The 21,909-nt window shown below is 38.3% G+C and carries 26 protein-coding genes; 24 read left to right on the top strand and 2 right to left on the bottom strand.

The annotated features are described in order from the left end of the window. Positions 1-19 precede the first annotated feature (19 nt). The 11 genes from hisC (at position 20) to ACQKEV_RS07530 (ending at position 9,565) form a co-directional block, all read left to right on the top strand. Entirely contained in the window at positions 20-1,120 is a 1,101-nt protein-coding gene (hisC, locus tag ACQKEV_RS07480; protein WP_427447864.1) for a histidinol-phosphate transaminase, read from the top strand. Next, entirely contained in the window at positions 1,117-2,217 is a 1,101-nt protein-coding gene (locus tag ACQKEV_RS07485; RefSeq protein ID WP_427447862.1) for a prephenate dehydrogenase, read from the top strand. The genes hisC and ACQKEV_RS07485 overlap by 4 nt, the downstream gene beginning before the upstream one ends. Before the next feature lie 81 nt (positions 2,218-2,298). Further along, positions 2,299-3,609, top strand: a complete 1,311-nt coding sequence (gene aroA / locus ACQKEV_RS07490) for a 3-phosphoshikimate 1-carboxyvinyltransferase (protein ID WP_427447861.1) — start codon at positions 2,299-2,301, stop codon at positions 3,607-3,609. A gap of 71 nt (positions 3,610-3,680) precedes the next feature. Continuing rightward, on the top strand, positions 3,681-4,940 hold the full coding sequence (locus tag ACQKEV_RS07495; RefSeq protein WP_427447860.1) for a tetratricopeptide repeat protein: 1,260 nt from the start codon (positions 3,681-3,683) through the stop codon (positions 4,938-4,940). 13 nt (positions 4,941-4,953) lie between these two features. Continuing rightward, the gene (locus ACQKEV_RS07500; protein WP_427447858.1) at positions 4,954-5,508 is read left to right on the top strand and encodes a ReoY family proteolytic degradation factor; all 555 of its coding nucleotides are present in this window, start codon (positions 4,954-4,956) and stop codon (positions 5,506-5,508) included. A 47-nt stretch (positions 5,509-5,555) separates the two neighbouring features. Further along, the gene (locus ACQKEV_RS07505; protein ID WP_427447856.1) at positions 5,556-6,011 is read left to right on the top strand and encodes a DUF2487 family protein; all 456 of its coding nucleotides are present in this window, start codon (positions 5,556-5,558) and stop codon (positions 6,009-6,011) included. 152 nt (positions 6,012-6,163) lie between these two features. Further along, positions 6,164-6,670, top strand: a complete 507-nt coding sequence (locus ACQKEV_RS07510) for a ubiquinol-cytochrome c reductase iron-sulfur subunit (RefSeq protein WP_427447855.1) — start codon at positions 6,164-6,166, stop codon at positions 6,668-6,670. Between the two features lie 15 nt (positions 6,671-6,685). After that, positions 6,686-7,360 (top strand): menaquinol-cytochrome c reductase cytochrome b subunit, encoded by a 675-nt coding sequence (gene qcrB / locus ACQKEV_RS07515; protein ID WP_427447854.1) that lies wholly within the window; start codon positions 6,686-6,688, stop codon positions 7,358-7,360. Positions 7,361-7,400: 40 nt separating this feature from the next. Then, positions 7,401-8,162 carry a c-type cytochrome gene (locus ACQKEV_RS07520; protein ID WP_427447853.1) on the top strand — a complete coding sequence of 254 codons (762 nt, stop codon included), beginning with the start codon at positions 7,401-7,403 and terminating at the stop codon, positions 8,160-8,162. A gap of 63 nt (positions 8,163-8,225) precedes the next feature. After that, on the top strand, positions 8,226-8,825 hold the full coding sequence (locus tag ACQKEV_RS07525) for a DUF1405 domain-containing protein (protein ID WP_427447852.1): 600 nt from the start codon (positions 8,226-8,228) through the stop codon (positions 8,823-8,825). Between the two features lie 53 nt (positions 8,826-8,878). Continuing rightward, a complete protein-coding gene (locus tag ACQKEV_RS07530; RefSeq protein ID WP_427447850.1) occupies positions 8,879-9,565 on the top strand; it encodes a zinc metallopeptidase in 687 nt (228 codons plus the stop codon). Between the two features lie 75 nt (positions 9,566-9,640). Here ACQKEV_RS07530 and ACQKEV_RS07535 read toward each other — a convergent pair whose 3' ends face one another. Then, on the bottom strand, positions 9,641-10,510 hold the full coding sequence (locus tag ACQKEV_RS07535; RefSeq protein WP_427447848.1) for a YitT family protein: 870 nt from the start codon (positions 10,508-10,510) through the stop codon (positions 9,641-9,643). A 108-nt stretch (positions 10,511-10,618) separates the two neighbouring features. Here ACQKEV_RS07535 and ACQKEV_RS07540 point away from each other — a divergent pair, with 108 nt between their 5' ends. The 10 genes from ACQKEV_RS07540 (at position 10,619) to ACQKEV_RS07585 (ending at position 18,638) form a co-directional block, all read left to right on the top strand. Beyond that, the gene (locus tag ACQKEV_RS07540) at positions 10,619-10,957 is read left to right on the top strand and encodes a nucleotide pyrophosphohydrolase (RefSeq protein ID WP_427447846.1); all 339 of its coding nucleotides are present in this window, start codon (positions 10,619-10,621) and stop codon (positions 10,955-10,957) included. Beyond that, positions 10,954-11,748, top strand: coding sequence for a 4-hydroxy-tetrahydrodipicolinate reductase (gene dapB / locus ACQKEV_RS07545; RefSeq protein ID WP_427447845.1), 795 nt, complete (start codon positions 10,954-10,956; stop codon positions 11,746-11,748). The genes ACQKEV_RS07540 and dapB overlap by 4 nt, the downstream gene beginning before the upstream one ends. A gap of 19 nt (positions 11,749-11,767) precedes the next feature. Continuing rightward, a complete protein-coding gene (gene mgsA, locus ACQKEV_RS07550) occupies positions 11,768-12,172 on the top strand; it encodes a methylglyoxal synthase (protein ID WP_269924907.1) in 405 nt (134 codons plus the stop codon). A 17-nt stretch (positions 12,173-12,189) separates the two neighbouring features. After that, positions 12,190-13,332 carry an N-acetyl-alpha-D-glucosaminyl L-malate synthase BshA gene (bshA, locus tag ACQKEV_RS07555; protein ID WP_427447843.1) on the top strand — a complete coding sequence of 381 codons (1,143 nt, stop codon included), beginning with the start codon at positions 12,190-12,192 and terminating at the stop codon, positions 13,330-13,332. Next, positions 13,319-14,515 carry a CCA tRNA nucleotidyltransferase gene (locus tag ACQKEV_RS07560; RefSeq protein ID WP_427447842.1) on the top strand — a complete coding sequence of 399 codons (1,197 nt, stop codon included), beginning with the start codon at positions 13,319-13,321 and terminating at the stop codon, positions 14,513-14,515. The genes bshA and ACQKEV_RS07560 overlap by 14 nt, the downstream gene beginning before the upstream one ends. Next, positions 14,493-15,476: a biotin--[acetyl-CoA-carboxylase] ligase gene (locus tag ACQKEV_RS07565; RefSeq protein ID WP_427447840.1), complete on the top strand. Its 984-nt coding sequence runs from the start codon at positions 14,493-14,495 to the stop codon at positions 15,474-15,476. The genes ACQKEV_RS07560 and ACQKEV_RS07565 overlap by 23 nt, the downstream gene beginning before the upstream one ends. A gap of 240 nt (positions 15,477-15,716) precedes the next feature. Further along, complete coding sequence (panB, locus tag ACQKEV_RS07570) at positions 15,717-16,553, top strand: 3-methyl-2-oxobutanoate hydroxymethyltransferase (protein WP_427447838.1); 837 nt, start codon at positions 15,717-15,719, stop codon at positions 16,551-16,553. After that, positions 16,550-17,401 (top strand): pantoate--beta-alanine ligase, encoded by an 852-nt coding sequence (panC, locus tag ACQKEV_RS07575; RefSeq protein ID WP_427447836.1) that lies wholly within the window; start codon positions 16,550-16,552, stop codon positions 17,399-17,401. Before panB ends, panC begins: the two co-directional genes overlap by 4 nt. Positions 17,402-17,404: 3 nt before the next feature. Beyond that, the gene (panD, locus tag ACQKEV_RS07580) at positions 17,405-17,788 is read left to right on the top strand and encodes an aspartate 1-decarboxylase (protein WP_269924913.1); all 384 of its coding nucleotides are present in this window, start codon (positions 17,405-17,407) and stop codon (positions 17,786-17,788) included. A 643-nt stretch (positions 17,789-18,431) separates the two neighbouring features. After that, complete coding sequence (locus ACQKEV_RS07585; protein WP_427447835.1) at positions 18,432-18,638, top strand: hypothetical protein; 207 nt, start codon at positions 18,432-18,434, stop codon at positions 18,636-18,638. A gap of 135 nt (positions 18,639-18,773) precedes the next feature. Here ACQKEV_RS07585 and ACQKEV_RS07590 read toward each other — a convergent pair whose 3' ends face one another. Further along, a complete protein-coding gene (locus tag ACQKEV_RS07590; protein WP_427457786.1) occupies positions 18,774-19,352 on the bottom strand; it encodes a peroxiredoxin family protein in 579 nt (192 codons plus the stop codon). 809 nt (positions 19,353-20,161) lie between these two features. On the opposite strand from ACQKEV_RS07590, the gene ACQKEV_RS07595 reads away from it, so the two are divergent. From ACQKEV_RS07595 to ACQKEV_RS07605, 3 genes are all read left to right on the top strand, one after another. Continuing rightward, positions 20,162-20,671, top strand: coding sequence for a GNAT family N-acetyltransferase (locus ACQKEV_RS07595; RefSeq protein ID WP_427457789.1), 510 nt, complete (start codon positions 20,162-20,164; stop codon positions 20,669-20,671). A 215-nt stretch (positions 20,672-20,886) separates the two neighbouring features. Continuing rightward, entirely contained in the window at positions 20,887-21,309 is a 423-nt protein-coding gene (locus ACQKEV_RS07600; RefSeq protein ID WP_427457792.1) for a hypothetical protein, read from the top strand. 433 nt (positions 21,310-21,742) lie between these two features. Continuing rightward, a partial coding sequence (locus ACQKEV_RS07605; RefSeq protein ID WP_427457795.1) for a PadR family transcriptional regulator occupies positions 21,743-21,909 on the top strand: 167 nt, incomplete at its 3' end.

Raw genomic sequence — 21,909 nt, forward strand, 5'->3', positions numbered from 1 at the left:
AAGGTAGAGGCGATTGACGATGAAGTGGAAAAACCAATTAACAGGGATGAAACCATATCAACCAGGACGTTCCATCGATGAAGTGAAAAAGATGTATGGCTTAGATCATATTGTAAAGCTTGCTTCCAACGAAAACCCTTTTGGAACTTCTCCGAAAGTTAATGAGTTCCTGGAAAACCAAGCGACAAATCATGCCATATATCCAGATGGATACGCAAGTAGTTTACGCCAGGCCTTGGCTGAAGCGTTAGGTGTGGAAGAACAGCAATTGTTATTTGGAAATGGCTCGGACGAAATTATTATGATGATTTCACGTGCTTTACTTCAACCTGGAGTCAACACCGTAATGGCCATCCCTACCTTCCCGCAATATCGACATAATGCAGTCATTGAAGGTGCAGAGGTCCGCGAAGTTCAACTGAAAGACGGAGAGCATGATTTGGAAGAAATGACACGTCAAATTGATGGAAATACAGCGGTGGTTTGGCTGTGTTCACCAAATAATCCGACGGGCATGCTCATTAATCAGCAAGAGCTAGAACAATTTGTTCAAAAAATTTCAGAAGATGTACTCATCGTCTTAGACGAAGCTTATTTCGAATACATAACTGACCCTACATATAAAAACTCACTTGAACTTCTAAAAAAATACGGCAATGTCATTGTCTTACGAACTTTTTCAAAAGCGTATGGGCTCGCAGGTTTCCGTGTGGGTTATGCAGTAGCGCAAAAAGAATTGATTGCCCGTCTAGATCCGGTAAGAGAACCATTCAACAATACGGTCATAAGCCAAGGTGCAGCATTGACTGCTTTACATGATTCATCATTCATCGGAAAATGTGTGATCGAAAATGAATCCGGAAAAAAACAATTTAAGGAGTATGCTACAAAACACAAACTTCATATTTATCCATCTCAAGGAAACTTTGTACTTCTCCAAGTTAAAGCTGACTCAGATACAGTATTTGAAGGGCTCCTGAAAAAAGGTTTTATTATACGTAGCGGGAATGCACTTGGAACGCCGGGATATATCCGTATTACAATTGGCACGAAACAGCAAAATGAGGTTTTCCTGCAGTCGTTGACTGATGTATTAACAGAATTAGAGGTACTTGCATGACAACGCATGTTTTAATAGTGGGTCTAGGCTTAATAGGTGGATCATTGGCTTTGGCAATCCAAAAAAATCCTGAAGTGAAAGTGATGGGTTTTGATACAGACTCCCACACCGTTCGAAAAGCTAAAAAATTAGGCGTTATCCATGACATGGCCCTTAGCCTTAAAGATTCTGCCAAAATGGCAGATATCATTGTCTTTGCAACACCGGTCAATGCAACACTTCAATTAATGAACGAAGCCCAACATTGGCAACTCAAAAAAGATGTTATTCTTTCTGATACTGGTAGTACTAAGAAAATCATAATGGAAAAAGCAAAATCACTTAAAAAACTAGGACTCACTTTTATTGGCGGGCATCCTATGGCTGGCTCACACAAAAGTGGTATTGAGGCTGCAAAGGCACATTTATTTGAAAATGCCTACTATATGGTTACTCCACTCGAGCACGAAGAAGAAGAGAAAATTCATATCCTGGAAAAGTTATTACTCCCGACAAAAGGAAAACTTCTACGAGTGACTGCGTTGGAACATGATCATATGACAGCGGTAGTTAGCCACTTTCCCCATTTGGTTGCGGCATCTTTAGTTCACCAATTATCTAGTGAGAATGAAGAATATCCATTCACGCGCCAACTCGCAGCAGGTGGATTTCGGGATATCACAAGAATTGCGTCTTCCAATCCGGTTATGTGGAGAGACATCACTCTTCAGAACCGAATCGAATTGGTCGATCAATTAACAAAATGGCAAAAAGAAATGGACACGGTAAAAACGTTGTTAATGCAGGCCGAACCATCTAATATTGAACATTACTTTTCGAGAGCCAAATATGTCAGAGATGAATTGCCGATCACTTCACAAGGTGCGATGTATTCAGTATTTGATTTATATGTCGATGTACCTGATTATCCGGGTGTCATTTCAGAAATCACAGGTATTCTCGCAAATCGTTTAATCAGTATTACAAACTTGCGGATTGTTGAGACAAGAGAAGATGTGTTTGGGATTCTCGTCATTAGTTTCCAGACGCTCGAAGACCGCAGCAAAGCAGCTAAATGTATAGCCGAAGAAACAATTTATGAAACGTATATATCTTAAGTATAAGAAAGCGTACTAGTCACTCTAAACACGATTTTAGATAAACTGAAAATCCAATACGATTATTAGGATGTGAATGTATTGAAGGATTCCATAAAACTACAAGCAAACCAAGTAGCCCTCCACGGAACTATAAAAGTACCTGGTGATAAATCGATTTCTCACCGTTCCATTATGTTTGGTGCTATGGCTAAAGGTAAAACAACGGTCAATGGTTTTTTACTTGGGGATGATTGTTTAAGTACGATTTCCTGTTTTCAAAAATTAGGTGTCGATATTGTCGTGGATGGTCATGAAGTCACCATCAAGAGTGACGGGATGGAAAGCTGGAAAGAACCTACTGAAATCTTGGATACAGGTAATTCAGGAACGACTACTCGTTTAATGCTTGGCATATTAGCCGGATCCAACATCCACAGCGTCCTCGTTGGCGATGAATCCATTGCGAAGAGACCGATGAAACGAGTAATCGAACCTTTAAGACAAATGGGTGCAAAAATCTCAGGGAGAAGTGGAGGACAGTTCACCCCACTTGCTGTTCAGGGAACCGATCTGAAAGCCATCGACTACACGATGCCCGTTGCAAGCGCACAAGTTAAGTCCGCTATTTTGCTTGCTGGTCTTCAAGCAAATGGTGTGACAAAAGTCCGTGAAAAAGAAGTGTCACGAGATCATACTGAGCGTATGTTGCGCCAATTTGGAGCTACCGTAAACTGTCAGGATGGTGTCATTCAACTTCAGGGAGGCCAAAAGCTTTCTGCAACGCATGTTGAAGTGCCAGGAGATATTTCCTCAGCTGCCTTCTTTTTAGTGGCAGGAGCCATTGCTAAGGACAGTAGCATTCGTCTGGAAAATGTCGGATTAAATCCAACACGTACCGGTATTATTGATGTTCTGAAAAATATGGGAGCCAATCTTGAAATTGAAGTTGAAATTGATACAGATGACAAAGAACCTATTGGCAGTGTTTCGATTAAAACATCTGAGCTTCACGGCATTGAAATCGGCGGCGAAATGATACCTAGGTTAATTGACGAAATTCCAATCATTGCTTTACTGGCAACGCAAGCACATGGTACGACAGTAATCAAAGATGCTGAGGAACTTAAAGTAAAAGAAACCGACCGTATAACAGCCGTAGTTGAAGAGTTGAAAAAGTTAGGTGCAGATATTCAAGCAACGGATGATGGGATGATTATCAACGGACCTGTAACACTTAATGGAGGGGTCTTAAACTCGTATGGAGACCACCGCATCGGCATGATGGGTGCGATTGCTTCGGTTATTTCGACAGGTCCCATTGAAATTGAACAGGCTTCGTGCATTTCCGTATCTTATCCTAACTTCTTCGATCATTTGCGAAATGTGTCTACTTATGAAACTCTCCGTTAAGCGGGGAGTTTTTTCTTGTGAATGGGGTAGTCCTGATGTAGCATATGGTATGAATAGAAAGAGAACGGGTGATGGAAATGGAAATAAGTCAACAATTTATTGAAGCGATTGAAGCTGGAGATTTACAGGCCGTTCAATCTTTGATTGAAACTTTACAGCTTTCAAGCGAACCGGACGCGCAATATGAAATTGCTAACATGCTTGTGCAAGCTGGATATTTAAAAGAAGGTGAACAAGTACTAGAACATCTTCAGTTCTTGTTTCCTGAGGAAGCACAGCTCAAGATTGACAGAGCACAGGTACTAATGGAAATTGACGAGGAAGACGAAGCTTTATTATTACTGACAAGCATCGAAGAACATGAAGAAGAATATCCTCAAGCATTACTCAGTTTAGCTGATTATTATCAAATGCAGGGCTTTTACGAATCTGCAGAGCAAAAAATCAATCAAGCACTCGCAATTTTGCCTGGAGAAACTTTGCTGATTTTTGCAAAAGCGGAACTTCTTCTGGAAACAGGAAAATATCTTGAAGCTGCACGCTTATATGAAAATCTGAAAAACGAAACGGATGAAATCGCCGGAATTCGTTTATCTGAACGACTGGCTGAAGTATATAGTGCAGGAGCAGCATATGAGGATGCCATTCCTTTTTACGAAGAATCCTTAGTTGATCATGTAACACCAGATTTACTATTCGGTTATGCATATGCCGCATTCCAGGCAGGACAGTATGATTTATCGGTGCGTAAACTGAATGAAGTAAAAACATTGGATCCCGACTATTTCTCAGCGCACTTATTACTGTCACAAGCATACAGCATGCTAGAAGACCATGAGCAAGCCTATCAGGCTATTCTTGAAGGATTGAGTCGTGATGAATATGATAAGGAATTGTACTTATTCGCCGGTAAAATGGCATTGAAGCTTGGGAAAGTGGTGGAGGCTGAACAACATCTGCGTCAGGCAATCGCACTGGACCCAGAATATATGGAAGCTACATTGACTCTTGTGTCATATTTGCATGCTGAAGAACGCGATCAGGACGTTATTGAACTGATTGAAATCATCTCACAAAATCAGGACGACTGGTCCGCTTTATACCCGTTTGCAGCTGAAGCTTATGCGAAAGAAGAAAATTTTGAACGTGCATACGATTTTTATTCTTTGGCATATACTGATCATAAGGAAGACCCGTTGTTCATGGAAAAATACGTTTATTTTCTACTCGAAGAAGGAAAACGTGAAGAAGCTCTAGAAATAGGTAGACAATTAGTTCTTTTACAACCTCATGAAGAAAGATGGCAAGACCTGATTGAATCTTTGTCGTGAAAGGAGGAGTAGTATGACCGCATCTGTTTCTGTGATGGAAAAGAAAGAATTTGTGCGTTGGTTTTTGAAACGATATCAAATGAAACGTCGTGAATGCGTATGGATCCTCAATTATTTATTAAGTCATGATGATTTACTCCAAAAAGTTCATTTTGTAGAAGAAGCACATTACTGCCCAAGAGCGATGGTTATGTCTGTTACAGAATCCAATGGCGTGCCGTTTCGCTTTTACAAAGGAAATTTGATGACTGCAGATGCAGAGAAATCATTTCACGACTTGCGTTTAAATCCAAATGAAGATATGTTTATTCAGTTGAATTTCCCAAATGTCCCACCAAGTTCAGAGTATTTGGCGGTACTGGAAGAAAACCCATTTATGCCGAAATATTTGCATATTAACGACAAAGATCGCCTTATTGCTGAAGAAGTACTGAAAGTCAGTATGAATTCATTTAGAGAAGAGCATATATTGAAACAAATTGATGAAGCTTTGGACGCCAATGATAAAGAACGCTTTTTTGAATTGTCTAAATTGCTACAAGGGATGAAAGAATCATCCAATTCTTAACTTCATCGTGTACACGATGAAGTTTTTTGTTGAGAGGAAATGAAGATATGTACTGGAATTCAAAAGATGTGAGTGTTTTTATAGAACAAAAAGAGTTTGTTGACACGGCCGTGATTCCATTATTACTGATTGATGGACAAGCCAGTCAATTGAAACAAAATGCTTCGAGTGCTGAGTTTTTGATGGCACTTACCGCATTTATCGAAAATCAATTTAAAGGGCGGGTGGTCCTAATGCCACCAATTACTTATACGAAACGGTCCAATTATAAGCAATTAGCAGAAGAATGGACGGAAACGTTAAACGATGTAGGCTTTAAGCATTTGTTTTTTGTTTCAAGTGACATGGCATGGGCAAATGAAGCACCTGAATTGAACGTAATCTATACCCCATCCATTCCCCTTGAAAATATGGACCAGAAATTGCGTCAATCCGTACTGGATGATCAATTAAGACAAATAATTCCGGTATTTGCAAACCGTTGGGCAAAAAACGGACAATAAGCTTCAAGAAATGTTCACAAAGTACATGTTCGCATCTATTGGAATATTGACCTCCGTTTTTTATTGAGCTATCATAGAACTGTCCTAGTTTTACTATTTTTTGTATAAGTATGTCCGTTGGACTGACCTTTAAAGTTAGAGGGGGGAAAAGGATGAGTAACAATCGTGTATCAAGACGTCAATTCCTAAACTACACATTAACTGGTGTTGGTGGGTTTATGGCTGCAGGTATGTTAATGCCGATGGTTCGTTTTGCAATCGATCCTGTATTGCAAAAAGCTGGTGGTGGAGACTTTATACCAACTGATAAAAAAGTGGCAGATATCACTGATGTGCCGGAACGTGTCGACTTTGCATTTGAACAAGTAGATGCATGGTATACATCTGAAGTAACAAGCACTGCATGGGTTTACAAAAATGGCGACAAAATTATCGCGCTATCACCAGTATGTAAACATTTAGGTTGTACGGTTAATTGGGCAGGTAGCCCGGATCACCCGGATCAATTCTTCTGTCCATGTCACGCTGGTCGTTATGAAAAGAACGGTAAAAACATTAAAGGTACACCACCTCTAGGTCCGTTGGACGAGTTTGAAGTACGTGAAAAAGATGGTCTTTTACAAATCGGTAAAACACGACCAAATACATTAGTTAAGTAAGGGGGTACGACGTCAGTGCTAAATAAGATTTATGATTGGGTGGATGAACGTCTGGATATTACTCCTATTTGGCGTGATATTGCAGATCATGAAGTTCCAGAGCACGTTAACCCTGCACATCATTTTTCAGCATTCGTTTATTGTTTTGGGGGCTTAACGTTCTTCATCACGGTAATTCAAATTCTGTCTGGTATGTTTTTAACAATGTACTATACACCGGATATTGAAAATGCATGGAAATCTGTTTACTACTTGCAAAATGAAGTAGCATTCGGTGAAATTGTGCGTGGTATGCATCACTGGGGAGCTTCACTTGTAATCGTGATGATTTTCCTTCATACATTACGCGTATTCTTTACAGGTTCTTATAAAAAACCTCGTGAATTAAACTGGGTAGTAGGCGTGTTGATTTTAGGCGTCATGTTAGGTTTAGGATTCACGGGTTATCTACTTCCTTGGGACATGAAAGCGTTGTTTGCAACGAAAGTAGGTATTGAAATTGCTGCATCCGTGCCATTTATCGGAGGCGCAATTAAAACCTTGTTAGCCGGTGATGAACACATCCTCGGTGCACAAACGTTAACACGATTCTTTGCGATTCATGTATTCTTCTTACCAGCTGCTTTGCTTGGGTTGCTTGCAGCACACTTTATCATGATTCGTAAACAAGGTATTTCAGGACCGTTGTAAGATACAGCGTCTTTGATGATTTCTAAAAGGAGGGGACAATATGCATCGCGGAAAAGGGATGAAATTTGTCGGGGATTCTCGTGTACCTGCTAATCGCAAACCGAATATTCCAAAAGACTATTCCGAGTATCCGGGTAAAACTGAAGCGTTCTGGCCAAACTTTTTATTGAAAGAATGGTTGGTTGGTTCTGTTTTCTTAATTGGTTATTTAATCTTGACTGTTGCACATCCATCACCACTTGAACGACAAGCGGATCCAACAGATACAGGTTACATACCGTTACCGGACTGGTATTTCTTGTTCTTATATCAATTGTTAAAATATGAATTTGCTTCTGGTCCTTTCAATGTTATCGGAGCAATCATTATTCCAGGGCTTGCGTTTGGAGCACTTTTACTTGCACCATTTTTGGACAAAGGTCCTGAGCGTCGTCCATTTAAACGTCCTTTGCCAACGGCGTTTATGTTACTTGCATTGGCATCAATGTTCTACCTGACTTGGGAATCTGTTGTGAACCATGACTGGGAAGCAGCAAAAGCTCAAGGTGAAATTCGTGAGGAAGCACAATTCGACACAGAAGCAGAAGGGTATAAAATTTACTCGGAAGCATCTTGTATCGGCTGTCACGGTAATGCATTCGAAGGTGGTATTGGTCCATCTTTAGCAACTACTGATAAAACAGCTGAAGAAATTATAGAAATCGCGAAAAATGGTAAAGGTACTATGCCAGCTGGAACGTTTAAAGGTACTGATGAAGAATTAAAAGAGTTAGCTACATTCATTGATGAGTTAACACCATAATAGATTTTTGAAAAGAGAGTCAGGGAACTGACTCTTTTTTTGTACATAAAGGAGTGGTAGGAAGTGCATACTTTACTAACTCAAATAAAATTCGTTTTATTTCATAAATCATTCATGTGGTTGTTGCTCATCGTCAATATATTAGGAACTGCTTATGGGTATTATTGGTATGGGTGGCAACTTGCAATAACGGATCCGATTTTCTTGATTTTCGTACCAGACAGTCCCACTGCCAGTTTATTCTTCTCAATTGCTCTTATTGGATGGCTGATAAACCGTCATTTTAAACTAATAGAAGCGCTTGCTCTAATTACATTAGTGAAATATGGGCTGTGGGCAGTTGTGATGAACATTTGGACTCAGTTTGAAGGCAGCCCGATCGGTATCGTCGGTTGGATGCTTATTGCAAGTCATTTTGCAATGGCAGTTCAAGCAGTTTTATACATTCCTTTTTATAAATTTAAATGGATACATATACTAATTGCTGCTATCTGGACATTACATAATGATGTGATTGACTATGTTTTTGGGCAAATGCCGATTTATCGCAGCTTAAGCGAACATTACCAAACAATAGGGTACTTTACATTCTGGTTGTCGATTGCTTGTATCTTAATAGCGATTAAGGTCATCAAATCGTCACCAATTGAGCAATCTAATTAGTTGCTCAATTATATCTGGGCAGATAAAATAAGTGGTAGATAGAAAATAGGGGGATGATCCATTTGGGTTTTTTAGTGTATTTTGCCGTATTATTGTTGTTACCATTGTACGCGCAATTTAAAGTAAAACGAACGTATAAAAAATACTCAAAAGTACGTTCAACTTCTGGGATGTCAGGTGCTCAGGTAGCACGTTTAATTTTAGATCAAAATGGTTTACAAGATGTGAAAGTGGTGGAAAGTCACGGATACTTGAGCGATCATTATAATCCATTAACGAAAATTGTTGCATTATCTTCACACAACTATCATGAAGCTTCAGTCGCAGGAACTGCAATTGCAGCACACGAGGTTGGTCATGCAATTCAACACAAAGAAGCATATTCATTTTTAAAGTTCCGTCATATGTTAGTACCGGTTGCAAACATTTCATCAAACGCATCATGGATTTTCGTAATGATTGGAATTTTTGCAAGTATGTCCAACTTTTTATTACTAGGTATCGTTTTATTAGCAGTTGGCGTATTATTCCAAATTGTTACATTACCAGTCGAATTTAATGCTTCTAGCCGTGCTATGACACAAATTGTTTCTCATGGAATTATTCGTAACGAAGAAGAAACACACGCTCGTAAAGTATTAAATGCCGCTGCCATGACGTATGTTGCTGCAGCTGCAGTAGGTGTTCTTGAATTACTGCGTTTAGTATTAATTTATACTGGCATGAGCCGAGACGAATAGAAAAAAACTCACGTGCATGAATGACATGCTACGTGAGTTTTTTCGTTCTGATATTTATTTGTTAGGTTTGTTTATTTAATCCAGAGGACGTTTTTGTTCATCCAGTGTAAATCCTTCTCCCATAACGTCATGAACTTCTGTCATGGAAACAAATGCATGAGGGTCAATAGATGTGATGATATTTTTTAAGCGAACAATTTCATTTTTTCCTACTACACAGTACAATACTTCACGGTCCGTTTTAGTAAAGTGCCCAAAACCTCTTAAAACGGTAACACCACGGTCCATATCACTGGCGATTCGGTCAGCAATTTCATGTTGGAATTCCGAAATAATAAATGCACCACGGGCAGCATAGGCACCTTCCTGAACGAAATCGATTACCCTTGCACCTATAAAGACTGCTACTAATGTATACATCATGGAACGCGAATCCAAGAAAGTTAACCAAGATAGAAGAATGACCGCTGCATCAAACATGAACATTGTTTTACCCATGCTCCAGCCCACATATTTGTGCGCAAGCCTTGCAATGATATCCACGCCACCAGTAGTACCACCATATCTGAAAATGATTCCAAGCCCCACTCCGACAAATACGCCTGCAAAAAGGGCGGCTAAAAATAAATCATCTTGTATATGAATGTTAATTTCATAAATCTGGAATATTTTTAAAAATATCGAAACGGAAACCGTTCCTATGATTGTATAGACAAATACTTTTTGTCCCAAAAGACGCCATCCGAGAATAAACATTGGGATATTGAGAATTAAATTCATTAAAGCAGGATCAAGTTTGAATACGAAAAATAAAATTAAGGTGATCCCGCTAAATCCTCCCTCACCAAGTTGGTTTTGAATGTTAAAATGAACAAAACCAAAACTGAAAATTGCTGCACCCAACATAATGAAAAATATATTTTTAAATTTAATGCCTTTAAGCATTGAAACACCCCATTTTCTGAAAAAGAATCCTAAGTTATTATCATTCATTTTCAGTATTTTGACAACATCATTCCTTATTATTAGGATAAGGATAGGAGTGTGAAAAGAATGACATCTGAGAAAACGATTCAAACTTTGCAAAAAGAAGTTGACGATTATATTGGACAATATAAAGAAGGCTATTTTCCGCCATTTGAAATGCTTGCAAGAATGACTGAAGAACTTGGGGAATTGGCAAGAGAAGTTCAACATGTCCATGGAATAAAGAAGAAAAAATCAACAGAAGCAAAAAAGAGCATGGAAGAAGAATTAGGTGATTTACTATTTGTTCTCATCTGTTTTGCAAATGCTGAGAAAATAGATATTCAACAGGCACATGATCGCGTGATGGATAAATTCAATTCAAGAGATAAACATCGTTGGACGTTAAAGGAGGAACAGTCATGATTCGAGTGGCAATAGGTGGACCACGTGGCAAAATGGGACAAGAAGCTGTACATACAGTCATGAATAATGAGAACATGGAATTAGTAGCAGTTCTTGATCACAAGGAAATTGGAGATCTTTTGAGTGAGTCACCAGAATTCCCTGCAAGCTATGATGTACCAGTGTTTCTAGATCTCGAAAGTTTGATTTCTTCAATTAAACCGGATGTATTCGTCGACTTGACGACCCCACATCAAGTTTTTGAACACACGATGATGTGTTTGCAAAATGCTGTGAGGCCAGTAATCGGCACAACTGGATTTAGCGAAGAACAATTGGAGCTCTGCACAAAAATTGCCAAAGATAACGAACTTGGTTGTATTGTTGCACCAAACTTTGCAATCGGAGCAGTATTGATGATGAAATTTGCAGCTATGGCTGCCGCGTATTTTCCGGATGTTGAAATTATCGAGATGCATCATGATCAAAAACTTGATGCCCCATCAGGTACCGCATATAAAACAGCTCAAATGATTGCTGAAGTACGCCCATCCCATAAACAAGGTCATCCATCAGAAGAAGTGACCTTGCCGGGTGCTCGAGGCGCATCTTATGATGGAATCCCAATACATAGCGTAAGACTGCCTGGACTGGTTGCTCACCAACAAGTAATGTTTGGTGGAGAAGGGCAGCTGTTCACATTGCGCCATGATTCTTTAAATCGACAATCTTTTATGTCAGGTGTGACTTTTTCTATAAATCAGGTGATGGATTTAAAAAAGCTTGTGTACGGACTCGAAAACATTTTATAAATGATAGGATGAGAATCTCATGAAAATAGCATTAATTGCACATGATCGAAAAAAAGATGATTTAATCCAGTTTGTAACGGCTTATCGTGACATTCTGGCTGAACACGAATTATATGCAACAGGAACAACTGGACAACGAATTATAGATGAAACTGGTTTAACTGTTATTCGTTTTCAATCTGGCCCACTCGGAGGGGACCAGCAAATAGGTGCCATGGTTGCAAAAAATGAAATGGATATGATTATTTTCTTCCGTGATCCTTTAACAGCTCAACCGCATGAACCGGATGTGACCGCGTTAATTCGATTATGTGATGTGTATCAAATCCCTTTAGCAACCAATATGGGCACTGCTGAAGTGTTATTGAAAGGTCTTCAAGAAGGCTTTATAGATTGGCGTTTATTACAGGAAAGACGTTCTTAAGAAAGGGTGTGAGTTTCATGAAGAAATTGAAAATTGGTATAACATGCTATCCGACAGTGGGAGGTTCTGGTGTGATTGCGACTGAACTGGGGAAGCTTCTTGCTGAACGTGGCCATGAAATTCATTTCATTACGTCAAGTATGCCTTTTCGGTTAAATCGCATGGTCCCTAATATTTTCTTTCATCAGGTGGAAGTAAACAGTTACTCTGTTTTTCAATATGCACCATACGATATCGCTCTAGCGAGTAAAATGGCCGAAGTGATTAAAAAAGAAAACCTGGACATCCTCCATGTGCATTATGCGATTCCACATGCTGTTTGTGCTGTACTTGCACGTGACATGGCTGAACAGAATGTCGGAATCGTGACGACTTTGCATGGCACAGATATCAGTGTTTTGGGATACGATTCATCCCTTACTGGTGCTATTCGCTATGGAATTGAAAAATCGGATGTAGTAACGGCAGTATCCGATTCATTAAAGAATGAAACCTATCAATTAATTCAACCATCTCAAACGATTGAAACCATCTATAATTTTGTGGATGAACGTGAATATTTGCCTTCTAAATCAACTAATGTCAAATCATATTTCAACATACAAGATGATGAGAAAGTAGTAATTCATGTGTCAAACTTCCGAAAAGTGAAACATGTTGAAGATGTAGTATCTAGTTTCGCTTACATTCGTAAAGAAATGCGATCAAAACTACTGCTTGTCGGGGATGGACCAGAAATGAACAACATTATTAAACTTGTCGAAACTTTGGGACTAGAAAAAGATGTGCTTTTTTTAGGCAAGCAGGATAATGTTTCAGAATTGTACTCCATTAGCGATTTAAAATTATTACTATCGGAAAAAGAAGCGTTCGGCTTGGTTTTGCTTGAAGCAATGGCTTGCGGAGTGCCTTGTATCGGCACAAATGTAGGGGGAATACCAGAAGTCATAGACCATGGACAAAATGGATTTATCGTCCCTTTAAACGATGTTGAAGCGGTTGCTTGCTATGCTTTGAAGATTTTAACGAATAATGATTTACACCATCGAATGAGAATGGCTTCAATCGAGACAGTCTCTCAAAAATTCCATTCTTCAATAATTGTGGATCAGTACGAAAAGCTGTACGAGAAAGTGGTTCGACCATATGTTCACAACTGAAAATTGGCAAGCCGGTAAGTCAATTATTAAGAGGCTGAAAGAAAATGGATTTGAAGCAGTATTTGTCGGGGGAGCAGTCCGCGATTTTTTACGACAAGAAAATGCAAACGATATAGACATTGCCACAAGTGCCTTACCTGAAGAAGTAAAGGAAATCTTCAAACGGACTGTTGATGTTGGACTAGCACATGGAACCGTCTTAGTCATTGAAGATGGTGTTCCAATCGAAGTCACGACTTTCAGGAGCGATGGTGAATATGAAGATCACCGCAGACCTACAGATGTAAAGTTTGTCCACTCACTCGAAGAAGATTTGAGACGCAGAGATTTTACTATGAACGCGCTAGCCATGACTGAAAGCTTTCAAATCATTGATTTATTCAATGGTCGTCGTGATTTAGAAAACCGATTGATCCGGACTGTCGGTAATCCGATTGATCGATTCAAAGAAGACGCTCTGCGCATGCTCCGTGCAATACGTTTTAGCGCACAACTTGATTTTTCAATCGATCCTCAATCATTGAAAGCCATCCAGACTTGCGCTGACGATCTTTCGTATGTGTCGGTAGAGAGAGTGACCGCGGAACTTGAAAAAATGTGGGTCAGTTCAAATTTACATAAAGGAATGACCTATCTGGTCAGCAGCAAATTGGCCAACCAACTTCCAGGGGATTTCCCTTTCCATCATGGCAAATGGTCGGACCTAGGAAATCCACAAAACACCTTGGTTTGCTGGGCATTCCTATGTTTATTGCAGGACGAGCCATCAGTTTCTGAACTGACGAGAATGTTTAGATTATCAAATGAATCGAAAGGTCTAATCAAACAGCTCGTTAAAGCTACTACTATTCGATCTGAGCGAATGTTTACAGTTGATGATTTTTACCTTTTCGATGAAGAGATTCTTGTACATGCAGAAAGTCTCGTACACGTATTGCATATTGGAATTTCTCCAATATCAAATGAAACCATTATTAAAAACAAGCGTTCTTTACCAATCCAGTCAAAAAGCGATCTTGTAATTACAGGGAAAGACTTGATGGAGTGGTTCAGCAAGCGAGGTGGCCCTTGGTTAAAAGAAGCATTGACAGGGATTGAAATGGCTGTGCTTCACCAAAAAGTAGTGAATGATGCTACCAAAATAAAGGAATGGATAATGAATGAATCCAACAGTGAAATATGAAATTACAAAACGGTTATTAACTGCAAACGGACAGCCTGTGTCCGGTCAGCAATTGGCTGATGACTTTGGATTGTCTCGAACAGCAATCTGGAAACATATCAAGGAACTTGAAGAAGAAGGATATGTAATAGAGACCATTAAGAAAAAAGGCTATGTATTGAGCTCGTCTCCAGATTCTTTGCAAGCAGCCAAAATAAATCAGCATTTAACAACAAAACGATTCGGACACCAGATTCATTATGAAGTGTCATGCCCTTCAACACAGCCAATTGCACATCAAATGGCGCAATCTGGTGCGCCAGACGGCTCAATCGTCGTTTGTGAAGAACAGACTGCAGGAAAAGGACGGTTGGCACGTGTATGGACATCTACACAAGGAAAAGGCATTTGGATGAGTGTAATTATTAGACCTGAAATACCACCGACAAAAGCCCCTCAGTTCACATTGGTGGCTGCTGTTGCAGTTACACGCGCAATTGAAGATATCGCAGACGTCCGTGCAGAAATAAAATGGCCGAACGATCTTTTAATCAATGGCAAGAAATGTACCGGGATATTAACGGAGCTACAGGCCGATATGGATCGTGTTCATGCCATCATCTTAGGAATAGGTGTTAATGTTAACCAACAGGAAACCGATTTCCCAGAGGAAATTCAATCAATCGCCACTTCTATTCAAATGGTGACGGGAAAGGCTGTTGATCGAGCTAAACTTGTTGCTCGCATATTGCATCATCTAGAAATTTATACAGACTTATATGTGATGCATGGTTTTGAACCCTTGAAGATTCTATGGGAAAGTTATTCTTGTACGCTTGGAAAGCGAATTAAAGCGATTATGATTCATCAGCAGATTGAAGGATTGGCGCTCGGCATTACAAGTGAAGGAATTCTTCAAGTTAAAACTGATGATGGCCAAATACATGGAATTTATTCTGCAGATATCGAAATACAAAATTAAGAAATGATAAACAGAATGGTATGTACAATTTATTTCTGTTATAGTAAAAATGTAGGGCAGTATCTAATATAGAACTGCACCTGATGTGAAAATTTGATTTACAGAAATTAAATAATTCTGCCTTGATCTTAATCGACAGGGACGGAGGAAACCATTACTTATCCAACACAACCCTTCTGTCCATTTCCGGTCAGTAGGGTTTTTATTTTGGTTTCCTCTCCAAAGAGAGGAGCTAGGAAAATGAAAACAACGACGGATTTTATCAATATGAAAAAAGAGAACAATAAAATTATTATGTTAACTGCTTATGATTATCCTTCTGCGAAACTTGCAGAAAATGCAGGTGTCGAAATTCTTCTTGTAGGAGATTCTCTGGGCATGGTCGTGCTTGGGTACGATTCAACGGTTCCAGTTACGATGGAAGATATGATTCATCATGGAAAAGCAACAAGAAGAGGGGCAAAAGATACTTTTCTTGTAGTTGATATGCCGTTTGGATCCTATCATGGGTCAATGGATACGACACTATCCAATGCGATTCGTATTTTCCAGGAAACCAATGCACAAGCCTTGAAAATTGAGGGTGCCGACGAAGTCATTGATGTCATTCGATTGTTGTCACGCACTGGAATTCCGGTTGTTGCACATCTTGGATTACTACCACAGTCAGCAAGTGTTTCGGGTGGATATAAAGTGCAAGGAAAGACAGCTAGAGCTGCTCAGAAGCTGATTGAAGATGCTAAAGCATGTGAGGCTGCAGGGGCTATAATGGTCGTTTTGGAATGCATACCGTACCAGCTTTCTAAAACGATCACGGAATCACTGTCAATTCCCGTAATTGGCATTGGCGCTGGCGCAGAAACGGATGGACAGGTTCTGGTGTTTCATGACACCGTTACTTATGGAAGTCACCATATGCCAAAGTTTGTTAAAGCTTACGCAGAAGCTGGCAATGAAATTTCCAATGGTTTAAGGCAATATGTAGAAGAAGTGAAATCAGGTGCATTCCCAGCAGTAGAACACCGATTCACAATGAAAGATGAAGAATTGCAGCAATTATACGGAGGAAAAGAATGATTCAAGTCCAATTAATAAAGGATTTAAAAGAAAATATAAATATAGCGAAAAAATCTGGCAAAAGCATCGGATTTGTACCGACAATGGGCTATTTACATGAAGGCCATATGTCTTTAGTCGAACAAGCGAGAAAAGAAAATGACTTTGTCGTCATGAGTATTTTTGTCAATCCGGCTCAATTTGGTCCAAATGAAGATTTGGACAGGTATCCAAGGGACTTGGAAAGAGATACTAAAATGGCAGTAGAAGCGGGAGTCGATCTGCTGTTTTTCCCGCAAGTGGATGAAATGTATCCGCAAGATGGCGGTATTTCAATTCGTGCAGGTGCTCAGGCAGATGTTCTTTGCGGAGCCTCACGACCTGGACATTTTGATGGTGTCTTAAAAGTTGTGACAAAGCTTTTCCATTTGGTCGAACCTACAAAAGTGTATTTCGGTCAAAAAGATGCTCAACAACTAGCGATTATTGAAACGTTGGTAAGAGATTATAATTTCCCATTGGAAGTAATGAGAGTTCCAACTGTTCGGGAAAAGGATGGTTTAGCTAAAAGTTCCCGAAATGTATTTTTGAGTGAAAAAGAACGTGTAGAAGCACCCATCATCCAACAAGCCATTCAACTTGGGATGAATGATTTTAAAATCAACCAGGATGCAGAAAAAGCCAAACAAGTAACCATTCGACATATTGAAAATGGTACATCAGGGAAAATTGATTATGTAGAACTATTAAGCTATCCCGACCTGACTAACAATCTTTCAAACAACACGTCTGTTATTTTAGCAGTAGCTGTTTTCTTTGAAAAAGCGCGACTAATCGATAATCTTATTTTGAACAATAAAGGAGAATAAACAATGTTACGAATGATGTTAAACTCAAAAATTCACCGTGCTGTTGTAACAGAAGCGGATTTAAACTATGTAGGCAGTATTACTATCGACCAAAATCTACTCGATGCAGTCGGCATGCTACCAAATGAAAAAGTGCATATCGTCAACAATAATAACGGTGCACGATTTGAAACGTATATCATTGCTGGAGAAAGAGGTAGTGGCGTTATTTGTGTTAACGGAGCAGCAGCCCGCCTTGTCCAAAAAGGGGATATCGTTATTATTTTGTCGTATGTTTACATGATGAATGATGAAGCAAAAGACCATAAACCAACTGTTGCTATTATGGGTGAAAACAATACAATCCGTGAAATCATCAGTTACGAGCCTGAAGCCACAGTTATGTAATTTAAAGAGGACTGTCTAGTAAGCACCTAAAATAAAACTGATGAAAAAAAAGTGAGCACTGAAAAAGTCATCTTGGAACATCAATGCGAGTATGGGAACTGTTCGTTCTCATACTCGCATTTCTCTTAGTATCCGTGGCTTTCCGTTCTAGGCAGAAGCGTTCCGTGGGCACGGTTTCAATCTCCTCGGGCCAACAGGATGTTGGTCACGAAGACGTTGCCAAATTTCTTAGCTCTGCATTTTGCGACGAGTAACCGCATTAGCAACACGACGTGGCGCTCTTAGTCTTCGTTCAATAATAACTTGCGGGGCTTTCAGCTCGCGCTGTTTCCACTGGAGTCGCTGCCTTCCACTCCAATCCACTAGTACCAGCTCACCCTCTTAAAGGAAATAGTTGATTATTAATGGTAAAAGAATGTGGAGAATGATTTTCTCTATCTAATTTACTGGATATTTATGTTAAAATAAATATATTATTGTGAAAGTGTTCACTTAAACTAACGGAGCAGGTTAGTTTAAGAACAGAAATGGAATTTTGTTAAATTTTAATGGAAATTCCATTGAAATTGGAACCTCTATTCGTTCGAACGTATTAAGTAAAAGTTAGGTTAGTTAAGAAATATATATATGGGGGCAGTAATATATGAGTGAACGGTTTGAATTAAGTTTTAAAAACAAACAAGTAAGAATGTGGTTTTATTTGGCGGTACCAACGTTTATTATCGCAAGCATTATTATTTTTTATGGTGAACAAAAATATCAATATGTTGGATGGTTAGTGTTAGTAATAGCATTGGCTATATTTTATACATGGCGTTTTTTTACCAGAGGAAACAAAAGAAAGAAGTAAATAAGCCTTATTAAACTAATGATTGCTTAGTTGAATAAGGCTTGGTTATTTTGATTATATAAAGATGAAGAGTTTGTAATACAGTACTCTAAATTTAAACATAGGATATAGTTGCAAAATTGACTGTACTGTTAATTATGGTAAGTCACTAACAAGGTCAGTTAAAACTTTTTCGTTTACTGGTCCTCTTATGTGATGAGCTATGATTCCTTCGGAATTTATAAGATATGTTTCTGGAAGGAATTTAATTTCATATGCATCCATTACATTACCACTTTTATCTAGAGGAATGGGAAAAGTAAGTTCATAGGCATCAACGAATTTTTCCACCGATTTTATATTATCGGAATTGGTCATATTAATCGCAATAATTTCTACGTTTTGAGAATCTTTATTTTTTTGATAATACTTCTCCATATGAGGCATTTCTTCTTTGCAGGGAGGACACCAAGACGTCCAAAAGTTAAGTATTACTTTTTTCCCTTTATGATCAGACAAGGTAAGAGTTTCTCCTGTTATTGTAGTAAGTTTAAAATCAGGTGGTAATTTACCTAGCTTCAGTCCAGTATCAATATTTGAATTGATAGAAGTTTTTACTTTAAAAGATTCTCCAGAATCTGTACTTTCAAGGTTTGACTTAACAGTTATAAAAATCATTGAGCCAATAATTAAAGCAGTTATAATTAGTCCAATATTCCTCTTTATAAAATTCACCTCCCTATTTCTTTCCTCTTTAAAATTTTACCAAAATAGGTTGTCCTTTACCAATATGTCTCTTTAGTTATCGAGTAAATCTACAGTTAACCTTACTCAACTAACGCGGGCTTTATTTGAAGATCAGTGAACTGCCAAAACAGCATTTAGTTTCTTATTGAACTAACGCAGCAGTTTGGTTGAAGAAGTAGGTAAATGGACAAGGGGGTAATGGAGGTCGTGAAACCAATGACGAAGGTGGCAATTAGGTTTTATATTTTTGCTTTTTTACTTTACTTCATCAGTTTTTTTGGAGCTTTTTCAGTAGGTTTATATATATTGTTACCTACGATTTTCATTTTGTTAATTGGAATAGCGGTGAATCTTGGGTTATATAAAAAACACAAGTATTATGTGGTGCCTATCATCACGTCAATCGTGATATGCGGTATAACATATCCTTTATGGCATTATTTAGTTCATTATGTAGACGACGCTTATATCTTCTATCCTTTTACGTTTTTCGTATAATACATTTTCTTCAACTAACGTGGCAGTTTTGTTGAAATAAGATTTTGTAAATGAGAAGGAGAGAACTAATTTATGTTATTTATGCTTTGGCTTGTCGTACCTTTATTAGGAGTTTTATGGTTTTTAAATTTTACTACTTTTTTGAAGAACTTAAAGAATGGAAAAAGCACTCATAACCAAAATGTTTTAGGAGCAGTCTTAACTTTTATTTTTATCTTTGCTCTAATGTACTGTTATGCTGGAACACACTAAATAAAAATATTGTGAACCATTGCACTTAAACTAACGGGGCAGGATTGTTGAATGGAAATATGCAGAAAAAGGCGGTAGGTATTATGGAGATAAAGACTAAACGATGTACTGTACGTCGATTTGTAAAAGAAAATCTTGATGATTTTATGGAATATAGAAATAATGAAAACTGGATGCAATTTCAAGGATTCAAAGGATTGACCAAGCAAATGTATGCTAAAGAATTACTTAGCGAACCCTCTCTTTTAAAAGGTGTGCAACTTGCTATAATCAACAATACAACTAATCGATTGATTGGTGATATTTATTTAAAAAGTGAAAATTGCACTTTTTGGATTGGATACACAATAAGTCCTTTTCACGCTAAGCAAGGCTATGCATATGAAGTACTTGTCGCAATTATTTCCTGGCTCAAGCAAAAAGGTTGTATCAGAATAAATGCGGGCGTTTCACCTGAAAATCTTGCTTCAATCAACTTACTTAAAAAGCTTAAATTTACTTTTCTTTCTTCAGATGAAGGAGAACATATATATATATTGGATTTGGAAAAGATATGAACTAATTCTCAATGATCAATTCGCTTAAAAGAAAATTATAATAAGTTTTAAGAGATTTTTCTTGTGAAGTGATTCACTTAAACTATCGGGTGCTTTGCTTCAAGAAGGAGTAAAGCATTTTTCCTTCTTGAACTAACGAGGCAGTTTAGTTGAACAAGGAATGATTTGTAACATATGAATTGTCTTCACGTCTAATAATTCAAGGAGGAGATTGTTTGAAGAAATTAGCTTTCACTTTTATATCACTGTTCTTCTTATTAACGGCTTGCCAAGCAAATGACCCAAGTGCAAGTACACTGGAAGATGTGCTATCTTCATTTGAAGAACAGCAATTGTCACTAATAAAAAGCAAAGTTAATAAGGACGACAATATTTTTGGAATGAAACTTAATGGGGTTAGACCTTCTGCTTATGAATTAGATGGAAAAATGTTATTAGTTTATATCTATGATTCAAATAAAGAACGAGTAGAGGGTTTGGAAGATTGGCGTGAAAAAACAGCAAGTATGGATACGGTCTCATATAATGTGTATGAGGTTAAAAATGTGTTGCTGTTTCATGTTTATGAAGAAGAAGAAAAACTCAATAGTGAAATAGATAGTAAAATACAAAATGTTGTGAATGGATTGAGTCGTTAATTGATTTTCAACGAACGGGTGCTTTAGTTGAACAATAGGAGATCGTCAGAGACGGTCTTTTTTGTTTGCCTAAACCCCAAGACAGATTGGATATTTATTCATCGTAGGGGAAAAGCGAATCCACCAAAAGCCCGTCAACTCAACGATGTATATTGGGGGAATAAAAGATAGATGGTCAAAAAAGAGAAAAAGTGAGCGTGCTTACGGGTTGGGATGAAGGGGCTAACTTCCTAGTCGATGTGTTATGTTAACCTACTTTGAATAACCTATACAACCGGGGTCAGCGATCGAATCGATGGTTGGCGGGATGAATCATCCCGTTTTCTACTCCAATTTATTGGGCAGTTTAGTTTCATTTCATAATATTTTTTTGATTATATACCTTGTATTATAGAGTAACGTGAATTATATTGTAATTAGGAGGTGCAAAATTATGGAAGTTAATAAAGAGGTTTTAAAAGGGCATATCGATACAATAATCCTTTCGCTTTTATTAAAAAGAGAGATGTACGGATACGAAATAGCAAAGTACGTTCGTGAAAAGAGCGACAGTCAATTTGAATTAAAAGAAGGCACATTATATTTATCGTTAAAACGGTT

Origin of the sequence: Paenisporosarcina sp. NPDC076907 (assembly GCF_050269735.1) — a bacterium.
Classification (GTDB): Bacteria; Bacillota; Bacilli; order Bacillales_A; family Planococcaceae; genus Paenisporosarcina.